Consider the following 20,506-nt stretch of genomic DNA (forward strand, 5'->3'; position numbering starts at 1 on the left):
GCAGCGCTCACGTGACTGGCTCGGGCTCGAACGCCCGGGTGACCTGGGGGTTGCCGGCCAGCCACTGGATCAGGAAAGCGCGGGGACGGGCGAGGTCCGCCTCGGCCTCGTCGCTGGGCAGGCGCGCGGCGGACGGCCGCGGGAGGCCGTCCGCGCGCTCGGCCGCGAGCGAGGGCGCCAGGAGGTCGAGGACGTGGCGGATGCGGCTGCTGAACTCGCAGACCGGTGCCGGGTATGCGTGGCGTCGGGCCCAGCGCGCAGCCGCGTCGTACAGGTCGGCCAACTCCGAGCCCGACTCGGTGAGTTCCAGGCCGGTGCCGGGTGCGGTCCGGACGAGGCCGTGGGCGCGGGCCGCTTCGGCAGCGCGGCGCAGTTGGTGCGCGGAGAGGTCGGGGAGGGTAGCGGCCAGCCGCCTGGGCGGTATTGCCCCGTTGTCGTCTATCTCGGTGATCAGGCGGATCAAGGAGCGGGAAGCCAGCAGCTCGACGGCGTTGCGTACTTCGGCAGGGGTGAAGAAGGTGGTCATCGGCGCGGACCTCCCGCCGGGACGGCCGCCTTCGGGCGGGCGGTCGTGGGATGGGAGAAGAGATCGCGGTTGCGCCACGCGGGAGAGGACTCACCTGTCCGGGCCTGTGGGAGGGTTGCGGGGGCCAGCCGGGACTGGCTGCTGACCCACGGCCTCGGCGCGGGCTTCGCCTGCGGGTGCCCCCAGACCGGGTGGTGGGCCGCCTGGTTGAGGGGTTGCCCGGCGGACCACGCGGACAGGGCGCCGAGAACGGGGCTCAGGCCGTCGCCCGCCGGGGACAGCCGGTAGGGCCGTCCGAGGCCCTCGGTGTCGACCAGGCCGTCGGCGACGAGCTGTCGCAGCGGCGGGTACACGTTGGTCCCGTCGCTGCGGGGCATCACGATCCGGGCCAGGGCCCGTCCGCTGACCTCCTCGCGCGTCTTGAGGACCCACAGGATGGCGGCGGCGTGGCGCCTGGTGAGCAGGGTGAGGCTGTCCTCGATCTGCTCGATCGCGGGCAGCGGGCGGTCAGCCTTCTCCAGGTGCTCCTCGGCCCAGGTGACGATCATCGGCAGGACCGGCAGCAGGGCGGCCCCACGCTCGGTGTGGCCGTAGGTCACATGCCGTGCGGTGTGTTCGGTGCGCTCGACGAGCCCGGCGTCGCACAGCGCCTTGAGCTTCGGGTGGAGCTGGCCGTTCTGCAGCCAGGACACCTTGGCCGCCAGCTCCGTGTAGCGCAGCGGCGGACCGGAGAGTGCCAGCAGGATCCTCACGTTCCAGCGCGGGGTGATCATGGCGAGGGCTTCGGTGACCCGCGTGATGTCGGCATCGGTGTCAGGCGGCAGAGCGGTGACGGCCAAGGGAGGAACTCCTGGGTGAATGAAGGGGGATCGCCTGCGGTCAGCGGCTGTGCGCCGTGCTCTGGGCCGGTAGAGGCGGAGCCGGAACGGGCAGCGAGGGAGTCGGCGGAGACGGCGCTGGGGCCCGGACGCGGGCCAGGCTCTGCAAAACGGCGGTGACCGACTTGGCCTGGACGTCGCGGACTGCGACGGCTTCGGCGAGCCGCCGGGAGCCGTCGAGAAGGTGGGAGACCTCGTGCCGGCCGATCTGCCGCTCGGTATGGATGAGCCGGGCGAGGTAGTCGCGGTGGAAGTCGATGCTGCGCTCGGCGAGAGCGAGGTCGTCGTGCATGCCGAGCAGGGCGGAGAGCATGCCGGGCGGCTGGTCCTGGGCGCGTGCTTCGAGGTCGGCGAGCGGCGCGCCGTACAGGTCCTCGATCCGTCCGGCTGTCTCGGTGGACGTGAGGTGGGCCAAGCGGGGCTTTCAGGGTCGGCGGGCCGGGGCCGCCCCGGCACGCGGGGGTGCCGGGGCGGCGGACGGGGACAGGGGTGCGGTGGCCCTGAGCTGCGTCGTGCGGACCGGTCGGGCCCGCCGGTCGGGCGGAGGCATGGTGCGCAGCAGTTCGCCGAGGGCGGCGCGGTAGCCGTCGCGGGCATCGAGTGCCGCCTCCAGCCACTGCGCGTCGAAGTGGAGCTTGTCCGCCGACAGCTCGCCCATGTCGCGGTCCGGATCCATGTCCGCGTGCACGCGGTCGCGGACGCGGGCGACCTGCCCCTCGGTCAGAGCCAGGAAGGAGCGCAGTTCCAGGGCACGGGCGAGGGCGGGCGAGGCATCGTGGCCGGCGGCCGTCTCGTACAGCTCCGGGACCGGGTTCCCGAAGACCCTCTGCAGGTCGCCGTCCATGGTGCTGGCCTTGACCCGGCTCAACGGACGGGCCTTCCTGCCCGCCACGCCGACGCCGGCGCGGGTGTACCCGCTGCTCGGTGGGGAGCGCTGGTCTGGACTGCGGGCCCGGTTCGGGGGCGAAGGCGGGCGAGCCGTTCGGCGGCGAGGTTCTTCTTGCCCGGAGCGTCCGGGTCGAGGAGCCACCGCACGACCATGGCCCGGCCGTCGCGTGCGGTGACGGCCGCGTTCACGCGGTGGGCGAGGCCCATCGTCGGGCCGTCGACCTCGCTGGGCTGGGTTTCCAGCGCGGCGAGGAGGTCGTCCTCCGCTCGGTCGAGCGCCAACTGGGCCTGGACGAGAAGGCCGTGCCACTTGACGATGTCGGTGGCGTCAGGGTTCGCGGTCGGCGCGGCGGCGACCGCGGCCTTCAACTGGTTCATGTCCATGCCGAAGTGGGCTTCGATCCGTTCGGTGAGCACGCCCACGACATCCTCGGCGTCATCGGATATGCCGTCGGACAAAAGGGGAAACTCCTGTTCTGGAAAGACCGGTGCCTGGGGGAATGTGAGGGGCGGCCGTACCCGGCGGCTCAGTCGCTTACGGGCAGGTGCTGAATGCCTGTCAGTCCAGGCACATGCGGGTATCGCGGTAGACGTACGTGCCGGAGACCCAGCCCTTGACGCCGGTCGACTTGTCCGTGATGTAGAGCCAGTTGCCACTCTTCTTGTGGACGGTGAACTTGTGGCTCTTGTAGAGCACGCCGACCGCGGTGGACTTCGTGGTGGCCTTGGACCGGATGGTCACTGCCGACGCGTGGACCTTGTACGGCAGCGGCGGGAGGTCCGGACAGGTAGTGATGCTCGTGGCCGTCGAGGCAGCAGCGGCGGGGGCCGCACTCGCGGGCGTAGTGGACAGCATCGGCAGAGTGATTGCTCCGAGCATCGCCGCGGATATGGCCATTCGGGTGGAGCGCATGCGGAAGAAACCTCCGTGAAGGCATAGGGGTTGCGTGGAATGGCGCCGCGGGAGTTGTCCCGGCGGCTGTATAAGAGTCCGGAGAATCGCCGGTTTGGCTAACCGGCGATCGTCGGCTATGTTTCGCCGCCCGCGTCGGCTATGCCGCTCAGCGCGAGCGGCCGGGCGGGCGCGAAGCAGGGGCTTTCGCCACACCGGCGGGGCGGCTGGCTGCGGCTGCCGGGCGGACCGGTGGGAGAGGACCGGCCTCGCCGGTAAGCCGGTCGTCGCACCACTGCAGGGCCTCGCCCACCGTGTCGAAGCCGCCCTCGCGCAAGGTGTGCGTCCACGCGTCGGTGTCGACCTCCTTGACCACGACGCGGAACGGGCTGGGGGCTCGCTCGTCCAGGGCGCGCAGGGCCACGACGGTGACCATGTCGTCCGGGTCGTCGCAGGTGTAGGAGTAGCCCATGGCGTAGTGGTCGCCGTCGCCCGCGAGGCGTCGCTCCAGCGCACGAGTCGTCTCGTCCGCCGGCGGTGGGCCCAGCTCCGGGTCGAGGCCGATGGCGTCGGGCGGGCACCCGCGGTGGATGAGCCAGGACTGCGCCATCGCGGGCAGTGGCAGCAGGGCCTGCTCGAAGTCGAACGTCTCCTTCTCCCGGTCCCGCTTCAGGTGAATGGCGACGTATTGCGGCATGCCGGGGTGCCCGAGAGTGGCGGTGCGGTCGAAGAGGACGTAGTAGCTGTGCGCGCCGTTGGGGGTGTGGTGTTCGGCGAGGGGGACGAGCATGTCCTCGCGGACGGCGACCTGGCGGTAGAAGTCGAGGTACATCTCCTCGTCGGCATCGAAGTCGTCCAGCTCGAAGTCGACTTGGGGGAGGGACTTCCGAGCCGGCGCCGGTTCGGTGGGAGACAACAAGGGCCTTTCGATGGAGTTCAGCGGCGCTGCGCCGGGGCGGACGGCGATGTGCCGGGTCGAGCCGGGACCTTCGGCGCCTGGGTCGTGGGCGTCCGGCGGGCGGCGAACAGCGCGGCGCGTCCGGCGTCGGTGAGTGAGACCGGCTGGCCGGCGTGCACGGGGTGGCCGGTATCCCTCACGACCAGGCCGGCGTCCTCCAGCCGCTGCAGCTTGGCGTGAGGGATGCGGGTGCCGGAGGCGGCGGTGACGGACATCCGGCCGGTCAGCAGGTGTTCGTAGAGCTTGGCGCCGCCGACGATGGCGAGCAGCGCCGCCTGGTCGTCCGTCGAGAGTGGCTTCGCGCCGGGCGCCAAGGCCGCTGCGGCGGCCTCGATGGGCTCCAGGGCGGCGAGCACCTTCCGGGCAGCGGCGTCCCGCGCGTCGGTGGCCTCCTCCAACTGGTCCACTGATAAAGCCAACGGTGCGGTCGATGCGCGTGAACAGGGCGTCATCGACGTCGAACTCGCCGCTGGAAAGGCGGTTGAGGAGGCGGAGGTAGAAGGTGACGCTGGTCTGGACCTTGGCCAACTCCCTGTACCGGTCGACCAGGTGGGCGTGCGGCTCGTCGAGGAGGCCGCGGTCGCGGTAGGCCCACAGGGTGTCGATGTCGTGACCGGTGACGGCTTCGAGGCGATGGTCGAGCGGGGAGACCGCACGCCGGGCTGGCGTCGGCGCGGGTTCAGGGGGCATAGGCGAGGCTCCGTGCGTTCAGCGGGTGTGATGGTGCGCGGGGTTGTGTGCGGGACGGGGCAGGCCCGGCAGTGCGGTGGGCGGCGGACCGGGCCGGGGCACGGGAGTGCGGGCGGTCAGCTGCGGGGAGCGGGAGCGTGCCGCGTGGGTGCGGGCGCTCAGCGGCCGACGGGTCATCCCCAGGCGGCGGCCGACCTCGTCGTAGACGTCGTTGCCCGCACGCGGCCGGATGGCGACGACGTGGATCTCCTTCGGGTGCGCGGACTCCGCGGGCGCCGGGCGAACGCCGTAGACGACGCGCCAGTCCTTGCGCGAGTCCACGAACAGCTTCCGGAATCCCTCCAGGTCGCCGTCGAGGCGTAGCCCGAAACGCTGCGCGTTCACGACTTCCTGCAGGTAGGCGAGGGTCAGGTCGCGGATGTCGCTGGGGGCCTGGAGGAGATCGGTCAGCGCGCGGGGGTCGAAGCTCAGTCCGAAGGCGGGCTGCCCCTGTCCCGCGGTCATGACGTCGGCTCGTCCGGCTCGGCGGCCTCCGCCCGGTCCGCCGCCGTCTCCGTACGAACGGATGGCGGCGGGCCGGGCAGAAGACGGTGCGCGGGCCGGTCGGGAGAGGTCATGCAGGCCGACAGCGGCCCGCCCGGTGCGCGGATCGCCGCAACGGCGTGGGTGAGGAAGTCCCGGTGCCACACGAACAGGCCGGAGAGTCCGGCTTCGGGGTCCTTGTGCTGCTCGTACGCAAGCCACAGGGCGTGGAGCCAGGCCACGACATCGTCGTGCTCCTGCCACTGCAGACACCAGGGCGCAGCGGTGGTGACCTCCGACCCGTAGACCGGGAGGAAGAAGTCGTCGACCCAGTCCGACAAGGCGTCGAGTTCGTCTTCCCTTTCCTCCCCGTCGAGTTCCAGGATCGGGTGGGGCTCCGGCAAAGCGGCGGCAAGCGGTCCGCCGAGCCCCGGCATGCCGAACGCGGCGAACGGCGATCCGCTCGGCTCCGGGGCGGACGCGAGGTGGTCGAGTTGCTGCGCCTGTTGCGCCGACTGCTCCATGAGCCGTCGGACGCTCGCCTCGATTCCCTCCAACTGCGGATCGGGAATGCGAACCGGCTCCAACTCCCCATCGTCAGACGGTTTTGTGGACTCGGGCATGAAAAGGTTGGCCTCCTACGAGACGCGGAATGAGAGAAGGGCGAAATCGGCGAGGTAAAACGGCCAGCGAGCCATAAGTCCGCTTCGCCGGATTGCCGACTTGGGCGCCGGTCGCCTTGACGGGAGGCGCGCTCGCGGCTCAGACGGTGAGAGTCACGTCGTCTTGCGTGAGGGTCTCGCGGATCGTTTCGGTGAGCCGGTCGGCCGCGATCGACGCGTAGTGCTCGGTCTTCTCAACGCCGATGAAGTCCCGGCCTTCCAGTAGGGCGGCGACGCCCGTGGAGCCGGAGCCGGCACAGAAGTCGAGCACCGTGCCGCCCTCGGGGCTGATCTTGACCAGCTCGCGCATCACCTCGACGGGCTTCTGCGTGATGTGCTGGCGCTTCGCCCCCGAGGGCTGCGACGCGGAGTACATGCCCGGTAGATAGACCGGGTTGCGGGAGCCGTCGATCGGCCCCTTGCTGGCCCAGACGATGAACTCGCAGTTTTGCGTGAACCTCCCGCGCTGGGGCCTGGCCTGCGGCTTGTGCCAGGCCAGTACCCCACGCCACAGCCAGCCGGCCGCCTGGATCGCGTCCGTCGTGGTCGGCAGTTGGCGCCAGTCGGTGAACAGCAGCGCGGTCCCGCCGGTCTTGGTGAGGCGGTGGGCCTCGGTCATGATCTGCGTCAGCCAGAACGAGTAAGACCTCTGGTCCATGTTCTCGCCGGTGAAGTCGGCGAGGTCGTTCTTGGAATCGGCAGAGGTGTACTTCTGCTTCGCGGAGCGGGTCGTGCGCTCCTTCGCAGTCCTACCGCCCGAGTTGTACGGCGGATCGGTGATGACGGAGTCGACGCAGCCGTCCGGAAGGCCGGCGAGAACACTGAGGGCGTCGCCCTGGTGCAGGGAAAAAGGCAAAGAGGAACCCCTATTCGGGTGCGGAGTCACGGAGGTAACCAACCGCCTCGCGCAGGAGTCCTCGCGGGCCGGAATTGGGCATACAGAAGCCCAGGGCCGCAGACCGAGGAGGGCGAGGGGGAGTCCAAAAACTGTAGAGGCGAAAGCGCCGACGGCCAAGAAGCGCGTTGCTGAGGTGCCGGATTCCGATACCTCACGCCGACTTTTTGGTCAACCGCCGATTCGCGCTTACTGTTTTTGAACCGCCCGGCGCACACCGCCGCTGGCTACTCCCCGCCCTACCTCACGGAGGTACCCCCCTGCCTCGGCACACCTAGCTCACGGCCCGGCCACGCGGAGCGAGCGGCAACTCGCCCGCGCCTGCCCGTCCCGATCGCCCACCCCGGCCGCCGCGCCCTTCCACCACGCCTCGCGCACGCGGCACGCCGGACACCACACCCCGAAGGACACGCTCATGACGTCTCGCTACCCGCCCCCGCCCGAAAACGCTGACCGGCGAGCGGTCCGCTCCGGTTGAAGGCGCTCGCCGCCGGCATCGGCGTCGTCTTCCTCTCCCCGATCCTGATCGCCAGCACCGGCATGATGCTGGCCTCCTCCGCCGACGCCGTGCAGAGCAGCGGCTCCTTCAGCAACTGCCTGACCGACCTCGACACCGACAAGGTCGCCGAACAGGTCACCAAGATCCTCGACGGCGCGTCCGGCAAGAACGTCCACATCAAGGGCCTGGACCTGCCCGCTGAGCAGGTCCCCAACGCGGCGACGATCGTGGCCACCGGCCTCTCGCTCGACGTCCCCAAGAAGGGACGGATCGTCGCGCTCGCCACGGCGATGCAGGAGAGCCGACTGCGCAACCTCAACTACGGGGACCGGGATTCCCTCGGCCTGTTCCAGCAGCGCCCCTCGCAGGGCTGGGGCAGCGCCCAGCAGATCCGCGACCCGGTCTACGCGAGCGAGCAGTTCTACAAGCACTTGCTCAAGGTGAACGGCTGGCAGCAGATGACCATCACCCAGGCCGCCCAAGCCGTGCAGAGATCCGGCTACCCCGACGCGTACGCGCAGTGGGAGAAGCTGGCCACCGCACTGCAGGAAGCCATCGCCAAGACCTTCCCCGGCGGCAACGACGCGGACAGCAAGGACGCAGACCAGGGCAAGCAGCCATCGACCGGCACGAGCGGCTGCGCGCCGGGCCAGGACGGATCCGGCTTCGGCCGCATCCCCGAGGGAAGCGTCCCCAAGGGATACGCGATCCCCAGGGACGCCGATCCGAAGGCACGCAAGGCCATCGAGTGGGCGATGCACCAGCTCGGCACGCTCTACCAGTGGGGCGGCTCCTGCACCAACGCGCACGGCCCCGACCCCATGGGCCGCTGCGACTGCTCCAGCCTGATGCAGCAGGCGTACGCGCATGCCGGCGTCACGCTCACTCGCACCACCTACACGCAGGTCAACGAGGGTAAGGCGGTCCCGAACGCCCAACTTGAGCCCGGTGACCTGATCTTCAGCCGTGGCACCGCCGCCCGGCCCGAGCACGTCGGCATGTACATGGGCGAGGGCCTCGTGATCGAGGCGCCGCGCACATCGAAGCCGGTCCGGATCACCCCGATCAAGGACTGGACGATTCTCGCCGCCCGCCGCGTCCTCTGACGCCGCCCCCGTCCCGGCACCGCTCCGGCGGGCCGCCGCCGCGGCCACTTCCGCGCCCCGAGCGCGCCTCCCTCTCCGCTTCCCCTCTTTCCGGCGGGCCCTCGCCTGGCCCGCGTATGCAAGGAGCCCCGCCACCCCTATGTCCGTCTCTCTCGCAGACCGCGTCATCCAGCTCGCCTATGACCCAGGAATCTCGCCCAAGGGCGGCGGGTTGCCCGGGCTGAGCGTGCTGAAGAACGTCGTCAACTCGATCAACCTGTTCGGGATCATCGCCGTCGTCGGCGCCCTCGCCGTCTCGCTCGGCGTATGGGCCTGGGGTCACCACACCGGTGGTCACCAGGCCGAGGCCAACGGCAAGAAGGGTGCGGTCGTGGCCGCGGGCGCCGCCCTCGGTCTGGGCGCCGCGAACGGCATCGTCGCCTTCTTCTCCGCCCTCGGGTCGCAGGTCCGCTGATGCGGAAACGATTCCCCTCCTTTTCGCTGTCCTCGTACGGCGCAGGCTGGTCGGCCAACCGGCGCATCGCGATCGTCGCCTGCGTCCTCGCCGTCCTGCTCGCCATCGCCGGGATCGTCGCCCTGCTGACCGGCGGCAGGGACGGCCACCCTGTCCCAGACGCCGCCGCGCCTACCCCGGTTCACAGCGCGTCCTCCTCCGAGGCCGCCCCGGAGCCTTCCTCCGGATCCGGGTCGGTGCCCAAGCCTCCGCAGATCGCCGAGCCGGTCGCCTATTCCAAGGCGGCGGCCCAGATGCTGTGGTCCTACGACACCCGCGACACCAGCCGCGACCAGCAACTCGCCGGTATGCGCGCCTGGATGACGACGGAGACCAGGTACGCCGACTGGGCCTCGGTCTCCGGCCAGGTTCCCGATCCGGTGCTGTGGTCGCGGATGGCCGACCAGGACCAGCACGCCACTGCCAGCGTCACCGAGGGCCACTACCCCTCCGCGTTCAAGCAGGCACTGGCCGACGACCCGTCCGCGATCACCGAGGCGTACATCTACGTCGTCACCGTCAACGGCAAGCAGCAGATCGCCTGGAAGAAGGGCGGCGGCGGAGCCGAGGAACGCGCCGTGACCCTCGCCGTGCAGTGCCGCCCGAATCACGACTGCACCTTGGCCGCCATCGCTCCGAGCGTCACGCAGTGACCCGCGCCTGACACAAGAATGGAGGAGTAACTCCCCGTGGGTTTCTGTGACTTTCCCCTGGCAGACAAGCTGTGCGCCGTCGGCGACGCGGTGGATTTCGCCTCGGACCCCGGCAAGGCCATCGGCGACTGGATGGCGAAGTCGGCAGGTGAACTGGCAGCTGCCGCAGCCGATCTGGCGGCCGAGGCGGTCAACACCACCACCAAGGTCGATCTGAACGCCGGCTGGTTCCGCGACAACTACGAGCTGCTCTTGCCGCTGGGCCTGGTTCTGCTGGTGGCGACGTTCTGCGCGCAGCTGGTCCGGGCCGCCGTCAGACGCGACGGACAAGCCCTCACACAGGCATTCACCGGCACCATGTCGGGCGTTCTGTTCGCCTTCTGCGCCATCACCCTGACCACGGTTGCCGTCGAGGTGGTCGACGCCGTCTCCGACGGCCTGTTCAAAGCCGCGAAGCTGGACATCGCGTCGGCGGTGCGCCGCATCGTGAAGGTGAACCAGATCGCCAGCCTGTCCGGCCTGGGCTGGCTCGTTACGGTCGTCACCGGTCTCGGCGCCGCCCTCGGCGCCTTCCTCTACTGGTGCGTGATGATGGTCCGCAAGGTCGGCATCCTCGTCATGGTCACCCTGGCCATCTTCGCTTCCGCCGGTGGCGGGTGGGAGGTCGCACGCCGCTGGCGCAAGGGCTGGATCGAAGCCACCGCCACCCTCGTCGTCTCCAAGCTCCTGATGACCGTGATCTTCGTACTCGGTATCGCTGCCATGGGCAAAACCGAGGCCAAGGACGGCATCGCCGCTCTGGCCGACGTCATGTCCGGCATCGTGATCATGATCCTGGTCCTGCTGTGCCCGTACGCCGTCTTCAAGTTCGTGCACTGGGCGGCCGACGGCACCGACGGCGAGTCCATCCACCGGGCCGGTGGCGCTGGAGCCCAGATCGCCAAGGCCCACGCCGAGAAGGCCGCCCGCAAAGCCGCCGCAGCTGCGGCCACCGCCGGAACCGGTGGCGCTGCAGCCGGAGCAGGCGCCGCACCGCAGGGGCCCGCCGCCGCTGGCGGGGGCGGTTTCCCCGGCGATGTCGCCGCCAACCCGACCGGTGGAGGCGCAGACGGCAGGGAAGGTTCGCAGGGCGGCGGGGGAACGGGCGTCTCGCCCGGTGGCGATGCCGTCAAGTCCGGTCTGGAGAAGGCCGTCCAGCCCGGGCCGACGAGCGTGTCGGACGACACCACCGGCCAGGTGGGCGGCAGCCCGGGGCCGGGCGGATCCGGCGCGAGCGCCGCGTCCGGCCAGGGCGGCGGATGGCAGTCCGCTCCGCCGACCACGACTCCGCCGCCGCAGGGAGCACCCCCCTCCCTCGGCTCACAGAACGCCACGTCCAGCGGGTCGGCATCACCGCCGCCACCGACCGGCCTCTGATCCCCTGCCCGACTCCCGGGGGTGGGATGTGCACGCTCCCTCCCGCCCCCGGGTTCCACCCACGCCTCCAGGAGCCGCCCCTTGACTGATCTCTCCGTCGCCCCGGTCACGGTGAAGTTCCCGCACCGGTCCCGCCGCGGCATCCTCCTCGGCCTCTCCTTGCCCCAACTCGTCCTCGTGTCGTGCACGTTGGCGCTGCTGCTGATGACGGTGATCTCCACCGGACTGCTCGGCGCCGTCGCCCTGGCCCCGCTGTGGGCTGCGTCGGGGGCGCTCGTCGCGATCCGCCGGCACGGCCGCTCCCTGATCGACTGGGCGCCGATCGTCGCCCGCTACGCGCAGCGCCGCCGCACCGGCCAGATGCTCTGGCTCGCCCGGCCCCTCACTCGGCCCCGGCAGGACGGCATCCTTCACCTGCCCGGCACCGCCGCCTCGCTCAAGGTCGTCACCCCCGGCGACTCCGCCAACGGGGCTGCCGCCGTTTACGATCCGCACCGCCAGACCCTGACCGCCGTCGCCCGCGTCACATCCCGCGCATTCGCCCTGCTGGACGCCGCGACGCAGAACCACAACGTGAACGGCTGGGGGCGTGCGCTGGCGGGTATCGCCCGCACCGGGCACGTCGCCACCGTGCAGGTCCTGGAGCGCACGGTCCCCGACTCCGGCGACACCCTCGTCCGCCACTGGACTCAGCACGGCCAGCCCCAGACCCCGGTCGCCGGGCAGATCTACTCCGAACTGGTCGCCTCCGCCGGCCCGGCCGCCGCCCCGCACGAGACCTACCTCGCCATCTCCCTCGACCTCAAGGCCGCCAAACGCCTGATCTCGCAGGCCGGTGGAGGGCTGCCGGGCGCGTTCACCGTCATGGAGCAGACCACCGCCTCCGTCGCCCAGGCCGCCCGCAACGCCGGACTACTGGTCACCGGGTGGCTGAGCGCCCGGGAGATCGCCGCCGTGATCCGCACCGCCTACGACCCGCAGGCCCTCGCCGCGCTCCAGCAGTGGTCCGACACCGGCCGCGCCGAGGCAGACCCGGCAGCCGCCGGGCCCGTCGTCCAGGTCGAGGAGTACGACCGGCTCGCCACCGACACCGCCCGCCACGCCACGTACTGGGTGGAAAACTGGCCGCGGACCGAGATGGGGGCCGGGTTTCTGCACCAGATCATGTTCACCGCCGGGGTCCGCCGCAGCCTCTCCCTCATATACGTGCCGCAGCAGCTCGAGTCCGCGCTGCGGGACGTCCAGCGGAAGAAGGCGGCGATCATCGCCGATGCCAACGAGCGCGCCCGCCGCGGCCAGGTCGACAGCGAGGAAGACTCCGTCGAGTACGCCGACGTCAAACAGCGCGAGCGCCAGCTCATCGCCGGGCACGCCGACGTCGCCCTGACCGGCCTGGTCACCGTCACCGCCGACACCGATGCCCTCCTCGACGCGGCCTGCGCGCAGATCGAGACCGCCGCCGTCACCGCCGGCGTCGACCTGCGCCGCCTCAACTACCAGCAGCCGACGGCCTTCACTCTCGCCGCCCTGCCCCTCGCCCGCACCGCTCTGTAACGTCCTTCCAGACTCCGGGACATGCGCTGACATCCCTCAACGACGACGAGCTGAGACGCGAACTGCGCGCCCTGCTCACCTCCTGCCAGGAACGGGCCGCCCGCCACCGCGCCGCCCTCGATCAGTACCGCGACAGCGACGGCAACGTCACCGAGGGGAAGTACGCCGACTACGACGAGGCCCCGATCAGTACCGCCCTTGAGGCCAGCGACCGGTTCGACACGGTGCTCGAACGCCTCGCCGACCTCGTAGGCCCGCCGGCTCCCCGCGCGTTCACGCTCACCTTCGCCGGACGCGAGCGGCACAACGCCCAGGCCCCGACGAGCTTCGTCGTCAACGCCGCCAACCTCGACGACGCCGCCCGCGTACTGGCCGGCCTCCCGAGCCGGCACAAGTGGTACCAAGCCGACGCCGCCCGCGCCGAGGAAGGCACGGACGTCGTCCACCTGCCGGAGCACAGCCATGCCGGCCCGCCTTCCTCGGGCCACTTCGTCGACCGTCGCGGCGAACAGAGCCCGCGCCCGTCCCCAGGCCAACGCCACAGCGCCCTCCGCCGCCCGTCCCGCCCCGCCGCCACCGGTCCACGACCGGCCGCTGACCCCGCCTCCCCGGCGGCAAGGACCCCCCATTGACCCAACCCCGCACCACTGAACTCGACGCGCACCCCTACCTCCGCGCCGCCAGCGCCGGAGTCCGCCATCACACCCGGGCCCTGGCCCGGTCAGCGCCCCCCTCCCCAGCGCCGGTGGATCGCGTGCACCTCGACGTGGTGCACGCCCATCTGACCGCGCTGCACCACCTGCTCGACCAGCTCGCCGACCTCGCCCGGCCCCCGCACCCCGCCGCCGGACGACACCTCGCCACCGCGCGCACCCGGCTGTTCCAAGCCGCCGCCGGCGTGCACGACGCCTTCCATCTCCTGCCCGTCGCGGACCAGACCCCGACGGACACGGACTGCCACCCCGAGCGGCTGCCCGAGGGACCGCCCGTCCTGACCATCTGCCAGCGACACCTGGCCGCAGGCCACGTCGTCCGCCGCAAGACCACCCCGAGCGACCTCAACACCCCGCTGCACGGCCACACCACCACCTGCAGCCAGTAACCCCCACCACCGAAAGGCCCTCAATGCGCGCCCTGAAGCGCTCCACCTCCGCTGCCGTCATACTCGCCGCACTCGCCGGCACCGCCACCCTGGCCACCGCCACCCCGGCATCCGCCGCCAGCTACCACTGCAAGACCAGCAGCCACTCCGTCGACGCCCCGTCGTACAACGGCCCCGACTCCGACAACTGGGACTTCGAGGTGACGCTCTGCGCCATGCGCTCCGGCGGCACCATCTACACCACCGCCACCGTGTACTGGGACGGCCCGTACACGGCCAAGAACCGCAACACCTCCACCTTCAACAAGGCCAAGTTCCAGCTCCAGACCAAGCGCAGCGTCAGCGGCACGGACCCGGTCATGAAGTCCGCCGCCTACACCGGGCTTGAGTACACGCTCGAACACAGCAACAGCTACGGCAACGCTTACTACTCGACCGGAACCCTCAAGTACCCGGCTGGATCCGGCCGTTACCTCGCCGACGGCTACATCCAGCTGGACTGGAGCGGTGACGGCAAGGACTACCGCAGCCCGATTCTGTTCACTGCCTCACCGGTCGTCTGACCCCAGCACCGCGTCCAGACCGCCGTCACGTGAAAGCCGCCCTTCTATGAGCCACCGGCCCGCGCGCCGAGCCCGTCGCGCCTCGGCCTCTCCCTTGTTCACCCCGCACGGCACCGACCGCGCCTCCCGCAGGGCCGCCCGACGGCAGCTCGCCGAGGCCACCGCCAAGGCCCGCGTCGAAGCCGCCGCCCATACCAGCGGCGCCGACGTGGAGGAGCGGCAGATGCCGCCGCCTCTCTTCCCGCCCACCGGGCGGCCCGGCCCCGCGTCCTCCCGCAACAACAAGCTCAAGCTGCCCGCCCACCGCATGACCACCGCCACCGCAAGCGGGGCCTATCCCTTTCTCGCCGAAGGCGGCCTCGGCGCCGAGGGCATCTACATCGGCCGCGACGTCCACGCTGAAGCGAGCTTCGTCTTCGACCCGTTCGCGCTGTACGGCAAGGTCGAGGGCTTCACCAACCCCAACGTGCTGTTGGCCGGCGTGATCGGGCAGGGCAAGAGCGCGTTGGCCAAGAGCTTCGCACTGCGATCGATCGCCTTCGGATACCGGGTCTACGTCCCGTGTGATCCCAAGGGTGAATGGACTCCCGTGGCACAGGCGCTGGGCGGCACCTCGATCGCACTCGGTCCCGGGCTGCCAGGCAAGCTGAATCCCCTGGACGCGGCGCCGCGACCGCCGTCGGTCTCCGAGACGGACTGGGCGGGTGAGATCCGTAAGCGCCGTCTGCTGCTGCTCGGCTCGCTGGCCCGCACCGTGCTCGGGCGAGACCTGCTGCCGATGGAGCACACCGGCCTCGACGTCGCCCTGGACGCCGTCGTCACCCGCGCCGCCGAGAGCGGACGCACCCCGCTGCTCGGCGACATCGCCGCCACCCTCAACAACCCCGCCGAACTCGACACGGCCGGCGGCATCATGTCCGGCCGCCTCGGCGACGCCTCCCGCGACCTGGCCCACGCCATGCGCCGCCTCGTCCACGGCGACCTCGCCGGGATGTTCGACGCCCCGAGTACCGTCACGTTCGACCCCAGCTCGCCGATGCTGACCATCGACCTGTCCCGCCTGGGCGGATCCGGCGACGACACTGCCCTCGTCCTCGCCATGACCTGCGCCTCGGCGTGGATGGAGTCCGCGCTGTCCGACCCGAACGGCGGGAGGCGCTGGATCGTCTACGACGAAGCCTGGCGCCTGATGCGCCACCCCGGCCTCCTACAGCGCATGCAGTCCCAGTGGAAGCTCAGCCGCGGCCTGGGCATCGCCAACCTCATGGTCATCCACCGACTGTCCGACCTGCTCACCGCAGGCGACGCCGGATCCCGCGGACGCGCTCTGGCCGAAGGTCTGCTCGCCGACTGCTCCACCCGCATCATCTACCGGCAGGAGACCGACCAACTCCACGGGGCGGCAGCACTGCTGGGGCTGACCTCGGTGGAGGCCGAAGCGATCTCCCACCTCAACCGCGGGCGCGGACTGTGGAAGGTCGCCGGACGATCTTTCATCGTCCAACATCAACTCCACCCGCACGAGCTGGCGCTCTTCGACACCGACGCCCGCATGCACATGACAATCTCAGCAAAATAGCCGATCTCGACCGGCTCAGGGATACGCACAGGACAGGGATGTACGACACCTCCACCTACCCCCATGACATTCGTAGAACGAACCCCGACTGCCTCCGGGCATCGGCGCGGAGCCTCGAAAGGTGCGCAGACCAACTCCCCCAGTCCGTCGCCGGAGGACAGGGCGAGGCCATCAGCAACGCGATCGATGCGGCGCTCGTGCAGATCGCCTGGGAATTGAACTGCCTCGCCGATGACCTGCTCACCAGTTTCAACGGCCAGGGCAGCGACCGCGCCATGCACGCGACGGCTATTCGCAAGTGTGCAGCGCCTCTGGGTCTCGCCCTCCACTGCCTGGCCAAGGCCATGGACCACATCAGCTCCCACCACCGCTCCTTTGTGCCTCCCACGGATGCGCAGATCAAAGCCCCGAAAGATCTGCTCCTGTTGTTGAAGCAGGACATCGATCAGGCTCGCGCCGCGATCTACGCCACCGCAAACCAGTTCAAGATCAACGCTTCGCTACTAGGCAGCAGCCCCATTGCCGACACGCCCACGCCGAACTGACGGCACTACAGACACGCAAAAGACTCATGAAACCTGATATCCAGCGTGATCTGATCCCGCGCGCCACCACCCTCCACCTCATCGACGCGCTCAACGCCGTAAGGGGCAAACTCTCCGGCGCGTTCGAGCAGTGGGAGCTGCTGGACGACACCGGTCATGTCCCGGCCTCGCCGTCCTACACCGCGCTTCTCCAGCACGTCACCGACGCACAGGCTCTCGCCCGTGATGTCGTCCAGCTGACCGCAGACTTCGCCCGGACCACCTCCAGTACGAACCGTGTCGGCAGCGCCGTCCTCGCCCATCTGGCGTCGTCGGTCACCCTGTCGAGCCAGGCCGTACCGCACTTCGCCGAGACCGCGCAGACCGCGCTCTCCCTGCCCCGGCCGCGCGGAGAGAACGACAGTTACGTCCGGGACAACCGCATGATCATCGAACACGCGACGGCGCGTTCCCGTCTGCGGCGCGCGTCGCAGGCGCTCGGTGACGCAGTCCAGGAACTCACCGACCACCTCGACTTCCACCGCTTCCTCCTCACGCCCTCCCGCCGCCAGAGCCCGGCGCCGCCGCCCAGACCGGGCGGTCGCCACCGCTGACCCGGGCCGATCCCCACCCCTTCAAGGAGTCCTCTGAACCGCCCCGCCCACTTCAGCGACGCCGACTGGGCCGACTACCAGCAGTGCCAGGCCGAGCACGACGACCTCATGGCACAGATCGCCGAACGCGAAGCCCAGATGGAGCACGGCCTGATCGCCGCCTACGACGAGTACGAACTCGATTTCAGTCCGGTGCCGAAGCCGAAAGCCGACCCCGCTCGCCGGATACCTCCGCCCCACCGCACGCCGGCCTCCCGCAGGAGGAACCGTGGCCGCTGACCGGGAGAGCACTCCAGACGCCCGCCGCGCGGCTGCGCTCGCACCGCTTCCCGACCATCACAACGTGGACACCCTGTGGTGGCAGGAGCTGTGGCACCGCCACGCGCACATCACCACGCCGCTGCGAGAGCGCGGGCTGGAGTGCGACATCGAGTTCGGGCTCAGCGCCTACATCGTGCGCGTATCACTCCCCGACAACAGTTACCTGATCATCGGTCCGCCGCAGGAGCCTTCCTCCGACCGCCCGCCCGGAAGCCCGGAGGGCTGGATCGCGACCCGCGAGCACCCTGACGACCCCTCGGTGTTCGAGGTCCTCTACGACTCGGTGCCCTCCGACGACCCCGGTGCACCTGACCGGCCCGAAACCCGGCATGGCGGCAGCGCCCAGCCCCTGGTCGAGGCGATCGAACATCGCCTCGACCAGCTCGGGCTGCTGCCAACTCCCTCCTCGCCCACCGCCCGTACGACCATGTCCGCAACTGAGCCGACGCTCCGCACCCCCAAACCCCTGGACGTCTCCGGCAACGCGGACCGCACCTTCGTCTACGGCGACGTACTCCTCGCGCTCACCGACCGGCTCAACGCCACCGAGTCACCCACGGACGCCGCCGCGATGCTGCACCAGATCCTGGACCCCACCAGCGGCCTGCTGGAACGGCTCGGCGAGTTCTTCGAAGCAGCCGCGGAAAAGGCCAAGGAATCCGAGCAGGACGACGGATTCGACCTCCACCACGACCTCCAGGACGCCGCGGCCACCCTGCGCAGTCTCGGCGAGGACCTGCACACCGCTGTCGACCGCATGCGTGCCCTGGCCCCCGCGCGCCGGACCACCCGGACCGGTCTCCCGCCCGGCCCGAGCCCGGGGCCACCGACGGCGACCACCCCCATGCCCCGCCGCACACGGTGAACCCGGCACACCCGACGCTCACCGCGCCCTCGCCCGGCTCAAAGACCAGGAACGTGCCGCCTTCCCGAAATGGCGAGGTCCACCAGCCACAGGCTCCACTTCGCAGACTTCCGCCCGGCCGGCAGGTGACCCGGACAGCGGTCGGCGGCGCCTCCGGGGAGGTCCACGGTGCGCTACCTCGGCACTCCCTCGGGGCCTGAGATACGGGCTGCGATGAGCGCCGGACGCATCGGCTGCATGACCACACCCGCGCAAGGCAGCCGGATCCCCGAGGGTGCGCTGTATGCCTGTGACAACTCCAAGTTCGGCAGCGACGGACGTGGCCGCTACTGGCCCGGCGCCGAAGCGTGGTTCGCCTGGCTGCGCCGGACCGTTGAACGGTACGGGCCGGATCGCTGCCTGTGGGCGCTCGCCCCGGACCAGCCGTTCGACGCCGCCGGCACCCTCACCGAGTCCCTGCCGTGGCTGGCCCGCATCCGCGACCTAGGCATGCCCGCGGCCTACGCGGCCCAGGACGGCTGCGATGCCCCCGGGCTGCTGCCCTGGGACGACTTCGACGTCCTGTTCCTGGCCGGATCGACCGAGTGGAAACTCGGCCCCGTAGCCGAACAGCTCGCCCGCGAGGCGAAGGCCCGCAGCAAAGGCGTGCACATGGGCCGCGTCAACTCCCGGATCAGGCTGGGGATAGCCGAGTGGTTCGGCTGCGACAGCGCCGACGGCACCTACCTCGCGTTCGGGCCCGACAAGAACCTGCCCAAACTCCTGAGCTGGCTCGACGAACTCGACGGCCGCCCCTCCCTCATCGGCGGCACACACCCCCTCCCCGCCCCGGGCGCACCGTCATCGACTCCGCCTGCGCGAGCAGACCTCGACCGACGCAGCATGCCTGATCACGAGGCTGCCACGAGGTTGAAGAAGCACCCGCTCACGGCGAGAACCGATCCAGCCCCCGCCCTCCCGACACTACGAGGTACACGTGCCAGAACCCGCTGAACAGCCGACGCCGTACCGGCCGCAGGAGCTGACCTTCTCATCAACGTCCGGTACCAACTCCACCCGCACGAGCGCCACGTTGCCCGGCGCCGACGGACCCGGAGGCGAGCGCATGCCCCCCATCAGCCTCGGCGATCATGAACAGGTCGGTGTCATCGCCGTCACCAGCACCGACGCCCCCGCGGCAGCCCACACGCTCCTGGCAGAGCACGGCTTCTGGCGCCCACGCGGTGTCTTCGGCTCCATCCTGATCCACGACAGGTACGACCAGGACGTTCCGGCCCGGCTCAGGCGGTTCCTCGCCGATGCCGACCGGCAAGGCATCGGCGTGGAATACCACCTGCCCCGCATCCTCGCGGACGCCGGTTCTCCCGCTGCGGGCAAGCGAGTCGACGAACTGTGGCGCGACAACCAGCAACGGGAGTACCGCCGTTACCAGCGTGAGGCCGTCCGCATCGCGACCTTTGGCAGCGATCTGGAGTCCCTCGCCCATGGCCTGTGTCACCGTCTGCCCGGCGAATGGGCTTGCCACGTAACCGACTTCGCCGATCCGGACAGCCAGCTCGACTTCTTCGACGACCTGTGGGACAACGCGTCTCTGGCCAGCGCCTGGATGCAATTCCGCGTTCCCCGCGCCGCGATCCTCACCGGCCCCGATCGCCTTGAGCTTGTCATGATCGACCGCCCGCTGCACCGCGACCAGGTCCTCGTCGGCGCGCTGTCCCTGCACGGCATCACCCACGACTACTTCGGCGACGACAACGCCCCGCACGCGATCGCGGTCCCCTCCGAGGCCGTCCGCGCCGCACACACGGTCTCCCGGCGGCTCCTGCCCCGCTACCACCAGGCCGCCCAACGCCTCAGGCACCCATGAGCGCATCCCGCACCGACCTGTCCGCCTTCACCACCACCCTCGCCCAGCACCTGCCTGGGCAGTGGTTCCGAAAGTACGAAGGCTTCCCTCCTCCCAGGAACCACCGGTTGAGCGAACCCAGCCCGAGCCCCCGCACCGGTTGCCCGCACCGGAGGTCGCCCACACCCTCACGCTGAGCTGGTACCCCGACGGGGTCATAGGCGCACCGTATCGGTCGGTGCCCGAAGACGCCCGCATGGTGCTGTTCGGCTGCCGTTTCCAGTACAGCCCGCACGAGGCGGCGTTCGTCCTGCCCGCCTCCTACAGCACCAGCGACCGCGCCGTGCTCATCCAGACCGCCGTGCGGCTGCTCACCAGTTAGGGCATCGGCGTCAGCTTCCGCCACGCCGCCCCACCGATCTCCGCCCAGCCGACCCTTCCACCGACGACCAGGCCCGAT

The 20,506-nt window shown here is 70.4% G+C and carries 26 protein-coding genes and 1 pseudogene; 15 read left to right on the top strand and 12 right to left on the bottom strand.

Annotated elements, in window-relative coordinates:
* Positions 1-7: 7 nt before the first annotated feature.
* From F9278_RS15335 to F9278_RS15385, 11 genes and pseudogenes are all read right to left on the bottom strand, one after another.
* Complete coding sequence (locus F9278_RS15335) at positions 8-526, bottom strand: regulator (RefSeq protein WP_152168831.1); 519 nt, start codon at positions 524-526, stop codon at positions 8-10.
* Positions 523-1,365, bottom strand: a complete 843-nt coding sequence (locus tag F9278_RS15340) for a winged helix-turn-helix transcriptional regulator (protein WP_152168832.1) — start codon at positions 1,363-1,365, stop codon at positions 523-525. Before F9278_RS15340 ends, F9278_RS15335 begins: the two co-directional genes overlap by 4 nt.
* 40 nt (positions 1,366-1,405) lie before the next feature.
* A complete protein-coding gene (locus tag F9278_RS15345; protein WP_193241497.1) occupies positions 1,406-1,819 on the bottom strand; it encodes a hypothetical protein in 414 nt (137 codons plus the stop codon).
* A gap of 9 nt (positions 1,820-1,828) precedes the next feature.
* The gene (locus F9278_RS15350; RefSeq protein WP_152168833.1) at positions 1,829-2,272 is read right to left on the bottom strand and encodes a hypothetical protein; all 444 of its coding nucleotides are present in this window, start codon (positions 2,270-2,272) and stop codon (positions 1,829-1,831) included.
* Entirely contained in the window at positions 2,269-2,751 is a 483-nt protein-coding gene (locus F9278_RS15355; RefSeq protein ID WP_152168834.1) for a hypothetical protein, read from the bottom strand. The genes F9278_RS15350 and F9278_RS15355 overlap by 4 nt, the downstream gene beginning before the upstream one ends.
* Before the next feature lie 100 nt (positions 2,752-2,851).
* Complete coding sequence (locus tag F9278_RS15360; protein WP_152173881.1) at positions 2,852-3,172, bottom strand: SH3 domain-containing protein; 321 nt, start codon at positions 3,170-3,172, stop codon at positions 2,852-2,854.
* Between the two features lie 181 nt (positions 3,173-3,353).
* Positions 3,354-4,103 (bottom strand): hypothetical protein, encoded by a 750-nt coding sequence (locus F9278_RS15365; RefSeq protein ID WP_152168835.1) that lies wholly within the window; start codon positions 4,101-4,103, stop codon positions 3,354-3,356.
* A gap of 17 nt (positions 4,104-4,120) precedes the next feature.
* A pseudogene (locus F9278_RS15370) lies at positions 4,121-4,832 on the bottom strand (hypothetical protein).
* An 18-nt stretch (positions 4,833-4,850) separates the two neighbouring features.
* Positions 4,851-5,336: a hypothetical protein gene (locus tag F9278_RS15375; RefSeq protein WP_152168836.1), complete on the bottom strand. Its 486-nt coding sequence runs from the start codon at positions 5,334-5,336 to the stop codon at positions 4,851-4,853.
* Complete coding sequence (locus tag F9278_RS15380; protein ID WP_193241995.1) at positions 5,333-5,878, bottom strand: DUF4913 domain-containing protein; 546 nt, start codon at positions 5,876-5,878, stop codon at positions 5,333-5,335. Before F9278_RS15380 ends, F9278_RS15375 begins: the two co-directional genes overlap by 4 nt.
* Positions 5,879-6,116: 238 nt before the next feature.
* Complete coding sequence (locus F9278_RS15385) at positions 6,117-6,872, bottom strand: DNA-methyltransferase (RefSeq protein WP_152168838.1); 756 nt, start codon at positions 6,870-6,872, stop codon at positions 6,117-6,119.
* 513 nt (positions 6,873-7,385) lie between these two features.
* Here F9278_RS15385 and F9278_RS15390 point away from each other — a divergent pair.
* The 5 genes from F9278_RS15390 (at position 7,386) to F9278_RS15410 (ending at position 12,632) form a co-directional block, all read left to right on the top strand.
* On the top strand, positions 7,386-8,516 hold the full coding sequence (locus F9278_RS15390; RefSeq protein WP_152168839.1) for a C40 family peptidase: 1,131 nt from the start codon (positions 7,386-7,388) through the stop codon (positions 8,514-8,516).
* Positions 8,517-8,655: 139 nt separating this feature from the next.
* Entirely contained in the window at positions 8,656-8,970 is a 315-nt protein-coding gene (locus F9278_RS15395; protein WP_152168840.1) for a DUF6112 family protein, read from the top strand.
* Complete coding sequence (locus F9278_RS15400; protein ID WP_152168841.1) at positions 8,970-9,662, top strand: hypothetical protein; 693 nt, start codon at positions 8,970-8,972, stop codon at positions 9,660-9,662. The genes F9278_RS15395 and F9278_RS15400 overlap by 1 nt, the downstream gene beginning before the upstream one ends.
* A 36-nt stretch (positions 9,663-9,698) precedes the next feature.
* Complete coding sequence (locus F9278_RS15405) at positions 9,699-11,078, top strand: SCO6881 family protein (protein WP_152168842.1); 1,380 nt, start codon at positions 9,699-9,701, stop codon at positions 11,076-11,078.
* Positions 11,079-11,159: 81 nt separating this feature from the next.
* Positions 11,160-12,632, top strand: a complete 1,473-nt coding sequence (locus F9278_RS15410; protein WP_193241498.1) for an SCO6880 family protein — start codon at positions 11,160-11,162, stop codon at positions 12,630-12,632.
* On the opposite strand, the gene F9278_RS15415 is transcribed toward F9278_RS15410, so the two are convergent.
* The gene (locus F9278_RS15415; RefSeq protein WP_152168843.1) at positions 12,572-13,096 is read right to left on the bottom strand and encodes a hypothetical protein; all 525 of its coding nucleotides are present in this window, start codon (positions 13,094-13,096) and stop codon (positions 12,572-12,574) included. The genes F9278_RS15410 and F9278_RS15415 overlap by 61 nt on opposite strands.
* A 164-nt stretch (positions 13,097-13,260) precedes the next feature.
* Between F9278_RS15415 and F9278_RS15420 the strand changes: the two genes are divergently transcribed.
* The 10 genes from F9278_RS15420 (at position 13,261) to F9278_RS46185 (ending at position 20,428) form a co-directional block, all read left to right on the top strand.
* Positions 13,261-13,734, top strand: coding sequence for a DUF6238 family protein (locus tag F9278_RS15420; RefSeq protein WP_152168844.1), 474 nt, complete (start codon positions 13,261-13,263; stop codon positions 13,732-13,734).
* Positions 13,735-13,757: 23 nt separating this feature from the next.
* Positions 13,758-14,297 (top strand): hypothetical protein, encoded by a 540-nt coding sequence (locus tag F9278_RS15425; RefSeq protein WP_152168845.1) that lies wholly within the window; start codon positions 13,758-13,760, stop codon positions 14,295-14,297.
* Positions 14,298-14,343: 46 nt separating this feature from the next.
* Positions 14,344-15,876: a VirB4 family type IV secretion system protein gene (locus F9278_RS15430; protein ID WP_152168846.1), complete on the top strand. Its 1,533-nt coding sequence runs from the start codon at positions 14,344-14,346 to the stop codon at positions 15,874-15,876.
* Positions 15,877-15,914: 38 nt separating this feature from the next.
* The gene (locus tag F9278_RS15435; protein ID WP_152168847.1) at positions 15,915-16,421 is read left to right on the top strand and encodes a hypothetical protein; all 507 of its coding nucleotides are present in this window, start codon (positions 15,915-15,917) and stop codon (positions 16,419-16,421) included.
* Positions 16,422-16,447: 26 nt separating this feature from the next.
* The gene (locus F9278_RS15440; protein ID WP_193241499.1) at positions 16,448-17,014 is read left to right on the top strand and encodes a hypothetical protein; all 567 of its coding nucleotides are present in this window, start codon (positions 16,448-16,450) and stop codon (positions 17,012-17,014) included.
* Between the two features lie 108 nt (positions 17,015-17,122).
* Positions 17,123-17,293, top strand: coding sequence for a hypothetical protein (locus F9278_RS46180; protein WP_193241500.1), 171 nt, complete (start codon positions 17,123-17,125; stop codon positions 17,291-17,293).
* Positions 17,283-18,200, top strand: a complete 918-nt coding sequence (locus F9278_RS15450; RefSeq protein WP_152168849.1) for a hypothetical protein — start codon at positions 17,283-17,285, stop codon at positions 18,198-18,200. The genes F9278_RS46180 and F9278_RS15450 overlap by 11 nt, the downstream gene beginning before the upstream one ends.
* Before the next feature lie 213 nt (positions 18,201-18,413).
* On the top strand, positions 18,414-19,193 hold the full coding sequence (locus F9278_RS15455; RefSeq protein ID WP_193241501.1) for a hypothetical protein: 780 nt from the start codon (positions 18,414-18,416) through the stop codon (positions 19,191-19,193).
* Between the two features lie 112 nt (positions 19,194-19,305).
* Positions 19,306-20,067, top strand: a complete 762-nt coding sequence (locus tag F9278_RS15460) for a hypothetical protein (RefSeq protein ID WP_152168850.1) — start codon at positions 19,306-19,308, stop codon at positions 20,065-20,067.
* Between the two features lie 217 nt (positions 20,068-20,284).
* Positions 20,285-20,428, top strand: coding sequence for a hypothetical protein (locus tag F9278_RS46185; RefSeq protein WP_193241502.1), 144 nt, complete (start codon positions 20,285-20,287; stop codon positions 20,426-20,428).
* Positions 20,429-20,506: the final 78 nt, after the last annotated feature.

The organism is Streptomyces phaeolivaceus (assembly GCF_009184865.1).
GTDB classification, from domain to species: Bacteria; Actinomycetota; Actinomycetes; order Streptomycetales; family Streptomycetaceae; genus Streptomyces; species Streptomyces phaeolivaceus.